Consider the following 8,839-nt stretch of genomic DNA (forward strand, 5'->3'; position numbering starts at 1 on the left):
GGGCGGGGCGGCGCCCGGGGCCGGGGCCCGGGCCCGGGTGAAAACCGTTTCGGCCCGGCCGCGGCCGCCCTTAGGTTGGCGCGGTGACCATTCGTGTAATCGTGTTGAACGGCGGTTCCAGCTCCGGCAAGTCCGGGATCGTCCGGTGTCTGCAGGCAGTACTGCCGGTTCCGTGGCTCGCCGCCGCGATCGACTCTCTGATCGACGCCATGCCCGCCTCCCTGCAGGGGTCGGCTTCAGGGTTCGACGTGGCCGCGGACGGCACGGTCGGCATCGGGGCGGAGTTTCGGACGCTGGAGGCGGCGTGGCGCGAAGGGGTCGCCGCGATGGCGCGGGCGGGCGCGCGGGTCATCGTCGACGACGTCTTCCTCGGCGGGGCGGAGTCCCAGCAGCGGTGGCAGCGGGCGCTCGGCGGGCTCGACGTGCTGTGGGTCGGCGTCCGGTGCGCGAGCGAGGTCGCCGCGGGCCGCGAGATCGCCCGCGGGGACCGGGCCCTGGGGATGGCCGCCTCCCAGGCGGACGCGGTCCACCGGGGCGTGGTGTACGACCTGGAGGTGGACACCACGCACACCGAGTCCCTGGAGTGTGCGCGTGCCATCGCCGCCCGGATCGGGTGACCGGTCTGGGGGAGCCGGCCTAGAGGAAGCCGAGGGCCGAGGCTCCGCCGACGCCGCCGAGCAGCATGAACGCGGGCATGAGGACCTTGAGCTCCACCCAGCTGCCCGCCCGGAAGCGCATACCCTTCGGCGGGCCCACCGGGTACCAGCGCTTTCCGGCGATGGGGAGCGGCCACAGTATCGGGCAGCCGGAGACCGTGAGGGCGTCGCCGATGTCGTGGACGAGGGCGCCGAGCAGGATCGGCAGGCCGAGCCAGAGGTACTCCTGGCCGGGGCCGAAGAGCCAGTCGGCGCCGTTGCCGGGCTGGTCGAGGACGCCGGCCATGATCCAGGCGCTGGTGGCGCCGAGCAGCCAGACGAGGACGTCGCTGGACATGCGGGCCGCCCGCCACAGCAGGCCCTCCACGGCCAGGACGAGGTGGACGAAGAGCAGCGCGAGCACGCCCCAGCGGTCGGTGGTGACCGCCAGCGCGGAGGAGCCGGCGCCGATGAGGACGGCCCACAGCCAGGTGTGCGTCAGGGTGCGGTGTCCGCCGGAGCGGCGGGCGTCCTTCGGGGCGCGGGTGGCCTTGTAGACGGCGTAGGAGAGCTTGTCGACCACCTCGCACAGGCCCCGGGACAGCGGTCCGAAGGCGCGGGAGATCGTCGCCGACTTGTGGTCGAGGTCGGGGGCGAGGGCGGCGCCCGCGCAGATCAGGGCGCCGACGACGAGGACCGGCCAGGGCATCGGGTGCCCGGCGGCGGCTGCCGCCGCGCCCACCCCCAGCCAGGCCGCCGCCCCGGACAGTGAGTGCGCCGGACCCATCATGCTCGTCTTCCCGCCCCCGTGTGTGCTGTCGGGCCCCGCCGACGGTGTCGTCCGGCCCCGGTCAACGGCACAGCGTACCCGGGGTGATCTTCGCTCGGTCGGCCGGTTCCCTCATCCGGGCGAAAGCCAGGCAAGATGGGGGGTGTGACCCTCATTGATCAGCTCCCGCCGAACGCCGACCCCGACACGCTCTTCGAGGCCTTCTCCTCGTGGGCGGAGGACCAGGGCATCACCCTGTACCCGGCCCAGGAGGAGGCGCTGATCGAGGTCGTCTCCGGGGCGAACGTGATCCTGTCCACTCCGACGGGCTCCGGGAAGAGCCTCGTCGCGGCCGGCGCGCACTTCACCGCCCTGGCCCAGGACAAGGTCACCTTCTACACCGCCCCCATCAAGGCGCTGGTGTCGGAGAAGTTCTTCGACCTGTGCAAGCTGTTCGGCACGGAGAACGTCGGCATGCTGACCGGCGACGCCTCGGTGAACGCCGATGCCCCCGTGATCTGCTGCACCGCCGAGGTGCTGGCCTCCATCGCCCTGCGCGACGGCAAGTACGCCGACATCGGCCAGGTCGTGATGGACGAGTTCCACTTCTATGCCGAGCCGGACCGCGGGTGGGCCTGGCAGATCCCGCTGCTCGAACTCCCGCAGGCCCAGTTCATCCTCATGTCGGCGACCCTCGGCGACGTGTCGAAGTTCGAGAAGGACCTCACCCGCCGGACCGGGCGCCCGACGTCGGTGGTGCGGTCCGCGACCCGGCCCGTCCCGCTGTCGTACGAGTACGTGACGACGCCGATCACCGACACGATCACCGAGCTGCTGGAGACCCGGCAGTCCCCGGTGTACATCGTGCACTTCACGCAGGCCCAGGCGGTCGAGCGGGCGCAGTCGCTGATGAGCATCAACATGTGTTCCCGCGAGGAGAAGGACAGGATCGCCGAGCTGATCGGCAACTTCCGCTTCACCACGAAGTTCGGGCAGAACCTCTCCCGGTACGTGCGCCACGGCATCGGCGTGCATCACGCCGGCATGCTGCCCAAGTACCGGCGCCTGGTGGAGAAGCTGGCCCAGGCCGGTTTGCTGAAGGTGATCTGCGGCACCGACACCCTCGGTGTGGGCGTCAACGTCCCCATCCGCACCGTGCTGTTCACTGCGCTGACGAAGTACGACGGCAACCGGGTCCGCACGCTGCGCGCCCGGGAGTTCCACCAGATCGCCGGCCGGGCCGGGCGGGCCGGCTTCGACACGGCGGGCTTCGTCGTCGCGCAGGCGCCCGAGCACGTCATCGAGAACGAGCGGGCCCTCGCCAAGGCGGGCGACGACCCGAAGAAGCGCCGCAAGGTGGTCCGCAAGAAGGCCCCGGAGGGCTTCGTCGCCTGGTCGGACACGACCTTCGAGAAGCTGATCGCCGCCGAGCCGGAGCCGCTCACCTCCCGGTTCAAGGTCACCAACATCATGCTCCTGTCGGTCATCGCCCGGCCGGGCGATGCCTTCCAGGCGATGCGCAGCCTCCTGGAGGACAACCACGAGCCGCGCAAGGCCCAGCTGAAGCACATCCGGCGGGCCATCGCCATCTACCGCTCGCTGCTGGACGGCGGGGTGGTCGAGCGGCTCGACACCCCGGACGCGGAGGGCCGCACGATCCGGCTCACCGTCGACCTCCAGCAGGACTTCGCGCTGAACCAGCCTCTGTCGACCTTCGCGCTGGCCGCGTTCGACCTGCTGGACCCGGACTCCCCCTCCTACGCGCTGGACATGGTCTCCGTCGTCGAGTCCACGCTGGACGACCCGCGGCAGATCCTGGCCGCCCAGCAGAACAAGGAGCGGGGCACCGCGGTCGCCGCGATGAAGGCCGACGGGATCGAGTACGAGGAGCGGATGGAACGGCTCCAGGACGTCACCTATCCCAAGCCCCTCGAAGAGCTCCTGCACCACGCCTACAACGTGTACCGCAAGAGCCACCCGTGGGTCGGCGACCACCCGGTCTCCCCGAAGTCGATCATCCGCGACATGTACGAACGCGCGATGACCTTCACCGAGTTCACGTCCTTCTACGAGCTGGCCCGCACCGAGGGTATCGTGCTGCGCTATCTGGCGAGCGCGTACAAGGCGCTGGACCACACCATCCCCGACGACCTGAAGTCCGAGGACCTCGAGGACCTCATCGCCTGGCTGGGCGAGCTGGTCCGCCAGGTCGACTCCAGCCTGCTCGACGAGTGGGAGCAGCTGGCGAACCCGGAGGTGGAGACGGCGGAGGAGGCCCAGGACAAGGCCGACCAGGTCAAGCCGGTCACCTCGAACGCGCGCGCCTTCCGCGTCCTGGTCCGCAACGCCATGTTCCGCCGGGTGGAGCTGGCGGCGCTGGACCGCGTCGACGACCTGGGCGAGCTGGACGGCGACGCGGGCTGGGACGCCGACGCCTGGGGGGAGGCCATGGACGCGTACTGGGACGAGTACGACGACCTGGGCACCGGCCCCGACGCCCGCGGCCCGAAGCTGCTGCAGATCGAGGAGGATCCGGCGCACGGTCTGTGGCGCGTCCGCCAGACCTTCGCGGACCCGAACGGGGACCATGGCTGGGGCATCAGCGCCGAGGTCGACCTGGCCGCCTCCGACGAGGAGGGCCGGGCCGTGATCCGGCTGACCTCGGTCGGCGAGCTCGGCGAGCTCTGACTCCCCCGGCCCGGGTCCGGGAGAACCGCCTCCCGGACCCGGTGCGGGGGACACCGGCCCGTCCGCGGCCGGCCCCGCCGGAGACGACAGTGGAGAACCTCTGATGACGAACCCCGCCGAGAGACTGGTCGACCTGCTGGACCTGGAGCAGATCGAGGTCAACATCTTCCGCGGTGCCAGCCCCCAGGAATCCCTCCAGCGGGTCTTCGGCGGGCAGGTCGCCGGCCAGGCCCTGGTGGCCGCGGGCCGGACCGTCGAGAGCGACCGGCCGGTCCACTCGCTGCACGCGTATTTCCTGCGCCCCGGCATCCCCGGGGTGCCGATCGTGTACCAGGTGGAGCGGGTGCGCGACGGGCGGTCCTTCACCACGCGCCGTGTCACCGCGGTCCAGCAAGGCAAGACGATCTTCAATCTGACCGCCTCCTTCCACCATCCGGAGGAGGGCAGCATCGAGCACCAGCTGCCTCCCCGCCTCGATTTCCCCCACCCGGACACGCTCCCGAAGGTCGCGGACGAGATCCGCGAGCACTTGGGCGCGCTGCCCGAGGCGCTGGAGCGGATGGCCCGCCGCCAGCCGTTCGACATCCGGTACGTGGACCGGCTCCGCTGGACCCCGCAGGAGCTGCGGGACGCCGATCCGCGCAGCGCGGTGTGGATGCGGGCGGTCGGCCCCCTGGGCGACGACCCGCTCGTGCACACCTGCGCCCTCACATACGCCAGTGACATGACCCTCCTCGACGCCGTGCGCATCCCTGTGGAGCCCCTGTGGGGCATGCGCGGTTTCGACATGGCCTCGCTGGACCACGCCATGTGGTTCCACCGGCCGTTCCGTGCGGACGAGTGGTTCCTGTACGACCAGGAGTCGCCCATCGCGCACGGAGGCCGAGGCCTGGCCCGCGGCCGGATCTACGACCTGGAGGGCAGACTGCTGGTCTCCGTGGTCCAGGAAGGCCTCTTCCGCCCGTACCCGTCTCCTCAAGCCCGGCCGTCCGCGCCGGCCGAGCCGACCCCGAAGAGCTGAGCACCCCCATGTCCGACCAGGTCCTCCCCTGCCCCTGCGGGCTGCCCGCCGCCTACCCGGAGTGCTGCGGCCGCTTCCACTCCGGCGGCCAACAGGCGCCCACCGCCGAGCTGCTGATGCGCTCCCGGTTCAGCGCCTTCGCCGTGGGCGACACGGCGTACCTGATGCGCTCCTGGCACCCGAGCACCCGCCCGGACCGGCTCGACCTGGATCCCGAGCAGCGCTGGGTGCGGCTGGAGATCCTGGGCACCGAGCGCGGTGGTGTGTTCGAGACGGAGGGCTCGGTGGAGTTCCGGGCGCACTACCGCGAGGGCCGGCACGCCGGTTCCCTGCACGAGAACAGCGCCTTCACCAGGCAGGGCGGGGCCTGGGTCTACGTCGGCCCCCTCTCCCCCGTCGACTTCAGCTGACCGCGCGCCCCGGCCAGCACGAAGTCCAGACCGGCGCGGTACCAGTGGACCTCGTCGGGCGGCTCCGCCCGCAGCAGCCGCTGCGCCACGGCCGCGGCGGCCGGGATCTGCGGGTGGCCGTACGGCGGGGGCGGGGCGAGGGCGGCGAGCACGATCCGCTCCGCCGGGTCGGGCACGGCCTGCCGCACCTCCTCCTCCGGGAGCACGGAGGCCAGTACGGCCGCCCGCTCCCAGGGGTCGGCGGTCCGCCCCAGCAGCAGCCCCACGTGCCGGTCGCGCCAGCTGCGCGGCCTCAGGTCCGCGCCGGCCGCCATCAGCTGCCGGTCCGCCTCCGGTGGGCCGCCGCTCAGCAGCTCCGGGTCCCGGACGGTGAACTCCCGTAATTCGGCGGCCAGGTAGAGCCACACCACGGCCCGGTACCGGTTGATCCGGTAGCCGACGGGGGTGATGCGGCCGCAGCGGGCGAGCCGGATGAACCGGCTCGGCCCGATGCCCATCAGCCGCCCCGCGGCACCCGACCCGGCGACCGTCTCGACCCGGGCGCGCAGGGCGCCCGGGAAGCCCTCGGCCGACCTGACGCGGTCCAGCTCTCGCCGCGTGTACCGGGCGGCTCCGCCCGGAGCGGGCATCCCCGCACGCACGAGCCCCAGCTGGACCGCGCGGGCGAACTCGGTGCGGCTCAGTCCCAGTTCCCCGGCGGCCCGGGCGCCGCCCACCGCGCCGCCCGGCTCCGCGCCGCCCCCGGCGCCGTTCCCGTCCGGCACCTCGTCCGGCACCTCGTCCGGCACCTCGTCCGGCACCCCGGCCACCGCCCCGGCCCCGGCCCGTGTCACGAGCTTCACGACGTTCCCCCTCACACATCAGCACGATTACTCTGCGTGAAGACCGTAACGCCGGGCGACAACACCCTGCCAGGCCTGTGGATAACTCCCGAAAGGCCCGCCCCCGCGGCTCAGCCGCGGTCACCCCCCGGTGATCCGCCGCTCCGCCACGCCCAGGTGCTCTCCCACCCGGTTGACCAGCAGCGTCATCTCGTACGCGACCTGGCCGATGTCGGCCTCGGCCCCGCTCAGCACGCACAGCGAACTGCCCGAGCCAGCCGCCATCACGAACAGCGCGCCGTCGTCGTACTCCACCATCGTCTGCCGCACCTCACCGGCCCGGAAGTGCCGGCCCGACCCCTTCGCCAGGCTCTGCAACCCCGCCGCCACCGCCGCCAGATGCTCCGCGTCCTCCCGTGCCAGCCCCGCGCTCGCGCCCGTGACCAGTCCGTCGTTGGACAGCACCACCGCGTGCCGGACCTGCTGAACCCTGCGCGACAGGTCGTCCAGCAGCCAGTCGAGCTGCTTGTCCAGTGCCATTTCGAGTCCCTCCCCGTTGCGCCGCCGCCGCGGCCGCGCCGCACCCCGCTTGGTAAGTTCCGCAAGCCTTCCCCACCAGGCGCTTTCCGGCAAGGAGGAAGCGCCCATGGCGTGGAAGATGACTCAAGAACCCCGCAGTGCCGGTTCACGTCGGCCCGGCCTGCACCCCCACCGACTCCAGCAGTCGCGCGGTGTGCACCCTCCCGGCGTACTCGACGAGCCGGATCAGCACTTCCTTCCCCGAATCCCGGTCCCGCGCGTCGCACAGCACCACCGGCGTCCCCGATTCCAGGTCCAGCGCCCGCGCCACCTCGTGCGTCCCGTAACGCCGGGCGTCCGCGAAGCAGTTGACGGCGACGACGAACGGAATGCGCCGGTGCTCGAAGTAGTCCACCGCCGGGAAGCAGTCCTCCAGCCGCCGCGTGTCGGCGAGCACCACCGCACCCAGCGCACCCAGCGACAGCTCGTCCCACACGAACCAGAACCGGTCCTGCCCGGGGGTGCCGAACAGGTAGAGGGAGAGACCGGAGCGGATGGTGATCCGCCCGAAGTCCATGGCGACGGTCGTGGTCGTCTTCTGCGCCACCCCGCCCGTGTCGTCCACGAGTTCGCCCGCCTCGCTGAGCCGTTCCTCCGTCCGCAGCGGACGGATCTCGCTGACCGCCCCGACGAGCGTGGTCTTGCCGGCCCCGAACCCGCCGGACACGAGTATCTTCAGTGAAAGCGCCGCCGGTTCGCCGCCGTCCTCCGGCTCCGAGACCGGGTCGTGTCCGCCGCCGGGCCCGCCCGGCACGTCGTGGTGTCGTCCCATCACAGCGCTCGCAATCCTTCGATGACTTCCCGCAGAATCCGCTCGTCCGGCAGCAGGGCGGGCGGTACCGGCCGGCTGACGCGGACGTGCCCGGCCTCCAGCAGGTCCCCGAGCAGTACCCGGACCACGCCCACGGGCAGGTCCGCGTCCGCAGCGAGCTCCGCCACCGACTGGGTCTCGGACCGGCAGAGTCCCAGCAGGGCCCGGTGTTCGGGGCCGAGCAGGGACTCGCCGGCCGGGTCCGCCCCGTCGGCGTCCACCACGACCAGCGCGATCAGGTCGAAGCGGAGGCCGTGCGGCCCCGGCTTCGTCCGCCCGCCCGTCACGGCGTACGGGCGGACGAGCGGGCCCGCGTCCATGTCGTACCACTGGCCGTCCATGTGCCGGACCGCCGCCTTCAGCCCGCGGCCGGCGGCTGTACCGCGAACCGGGGCGGCGTGTACAGGTGCTCCCCGACCCGCTTGACGAGCCGCGCCATTTCGTAAGCGATCAGCCCGATGTCGGCTCCGGCCGCGCTGAGCACGGTCAGACAGGAGCCGTCCCCGGCCGCCGCCACGAAGAGGAGCCCGTCGTCCAGCTCCACCATCGTCTGGCGCACGCCCCCGACCCGGAAGTGCCGGCCCGCGCCCTTGGCGAGGCTGTGGAATCCGGAGGCCACGGCCGCCAGGTGTTCCGCATCCTCCAGGCTGAGCGTGCCGGAAGCACCCACCGCCAGCCCGTCGTTGGACAGGACCACGGCATGCCGAACCTCCCGGACGCGGACCACCAGCTCGTCCAGCAGCCAGTCCAGTTCGCCGGTCCTGCGGGTCCCACCTGCGCCGAATCTCCGGTGCTCGATCATCACGCTTCTCCTTCACTGCCCGGTTGGGCGGAGCTCATCCGGGCGCCGCGGGCCCAGCCGGCCCGGTACGCCGCCATCCGGTCCCGGGCCTGCTCCGGGCTGCGCCCCGGCGCTCCGGCCTGCGGCTGTACTCCCGAACCGGACGCCGGGGACTTGAGGTCGGGGGCCTTGCGCAGCTGCGGCACCAGGCTGGCCTGGCGGACTCGGCGCGGCAGTTCGGCTTCCGCGGCATCGCCGGCACCGGCACCGGCACCGGGCGACTTGGGCCCGGAGAGCGAGGCGGGGAGCCGGAGAGGGGTCGGG

10 protein-coding genes and 1 pseudogene are annotated in these 8,839 nt (G+C 72.3%); 4 read left to right on the forward strand and 7 right to left on the reverse strand.

The window, feature by feature from the left end:
* Positions 1-83 precede the first annotated feature (83 nt).
* Entirely contained in the window at positions 84-617 is a 534-nt protein-coding gene (gene cpt, locus HYE82_RS30290; RefSeq protein WP_179177391.1) for a chloramphenicol phosphotransferase CPT, read from the forward strand.
* Positions 618-636: 19 nt separating this feature from the next.
* Here the strand turns inward: cpt and HYE82_RS30295 are convergent, their stop codons facing one another.
* On the reverse strand, positions 637-1,425 hold the full coding sequence (locus HYE82_RS30295; RefSeq protein ID WP_179177392.1) for a metal-dependent hydrolase: 789 nt from the start codon (positions 1,423-1,425) through the stop codon (positions 637-639).
* Positions 1,426-1,569: 144 nt separating this feature from the next.
* Here HYE82_RS30295 and HYE82_RS30300 point away from each other — a divergent pair, with 144 nt between their 5' ends.
* The 3 genes from HYE82_RS30300 (at position 1,570) to HYE82_RS30310 (ending at position 5,523) form a co-directional block, all read left to right on the forward strand.
* Positions 1,570-4,092 carry an RNA helicase gene (locus HYE82_RS30300; protein ID WP_179177393.1) on the forward strand — a complete coding sequence of 841 codons (2,523 nt, stop codon included), beginning with the start codon at positions 1,570-1,572 and terminating at the stop codon, positions 4,090-4,092.
* A 103-nt stretch (positions 4,093-4,195) separates the two neighbouring features.
* The gene (locus HYE82_RS30305; protein ID WP_179177394.1) at positions 4,196-5,113 is read left to right on the forward strand and encodes an acyl-CoA thioesterase II; all 918 of its coding nucleotides are present in this window, start codon (positions 4,196-4,198) and stop codon (positions 5,111-5,113) included.
* Between the two features lie 8 nt (positions 5,114-5,121).
* Positions 5,122-5,523 (forward strand): YchJ family protein, encoded by a 402-nt coding sequence (locus tag HYE82_RS30310; RefSeq protein WP_179177395.1) that lies wholly within the window; start codon positions 5,122-5,124, stop codon positions 5,521-5,523.
* Here HYE82_RS30310 and HYE82_RS30315 read toward each other — a convergent pair.
* The 6 genes and pseudogenes from HYE82_RS30315 to HYE82_RS30340 form a co-directional block, all read right to left on the reverse strand.
* On the reverse strand, positions 5,487-6,365 hold the full coding sequence (locus HYE82_RS30315; RefSeq protein ID WP_179177396.1) for a DUF6397 family protein: 879 nt from the start codon (positions 6,363-6,365) through the stop codon (positions 5,487-5,489). The two genes, HYE82_RS30310 and HYE82_RS30315, sit on opposite strands and share 37 nt — an antisense overlap.
* 120 nt (positions 6,366-6,485) lie before the next feature.
* Positions 6,486-6,884 (reverse strand): roadblock/LC7 domain-containing protein, encoded by a 399-nt coding sequence (locus HYE82_RS30320; RefSeq protein WP_179177397.1) that lies wholly within the window; start codon positions 6,882-6,884, stop codon positions 6,486-6,488.
* Between the two features lie 145 nt (positions 6,885-7,029).
* Positions 7,030-7,695 carry an ATP/GTP-binding protein gene (locus HYE82_RS30325; RefSeq protein WP_179177398.1) on the reverse strand — a complete coding sequence of 222 codons (666 nt, stop codon included), beginning with the start codon at positions 7,693-7,695 and terminating at the stop codon, positions 7,030-7,032.
* On the reverse strand, positions 7,695-8,075 hold the full coding sequence (locus tag HYE82_RS30330; protein ID WP_179177399.1) for a DUF742 domain-containing protein: 381 nt from the start codon (positions 8,073-8,075) through the stop codon (positions 7,695-7,697). Before HYE82_RS30330 ends, HYE82_RS30325 begins: the two co-directional genes overlap by 1 nt.
* Before the next feature lie 17 nt (positions 8,076-8,092).
* Positions 8,093-8,536: a roadblock/LC7 domain-containing protein gene (locus HYE82_RS30335; protein ID WP_179177400.1), complete on the reverse strand. Its 444-nt coding sequence runs from the start codon at positions 8,534-8,536 to the stop codon at positions 8,093-8,095.
* Positions 8,536-8,839: pseudogene (locus HYE82_RS30340) on the reverse strand (hypothetical protein); the annotation flags it as partial. The pseudogene HYE82_RS30340 and the gene HYE82_RS30335, both read right to left, overlap by 1 nt.

The sequence above is a fragment of the Streptomyces sp. BR123 genome, assembly GCF_013401435.1.
Classification (GTDB): Bacteria; Actinomycetota; Actinomycetes; order Streptomycetales; family Streptomycetaceae; genus Streptomyces.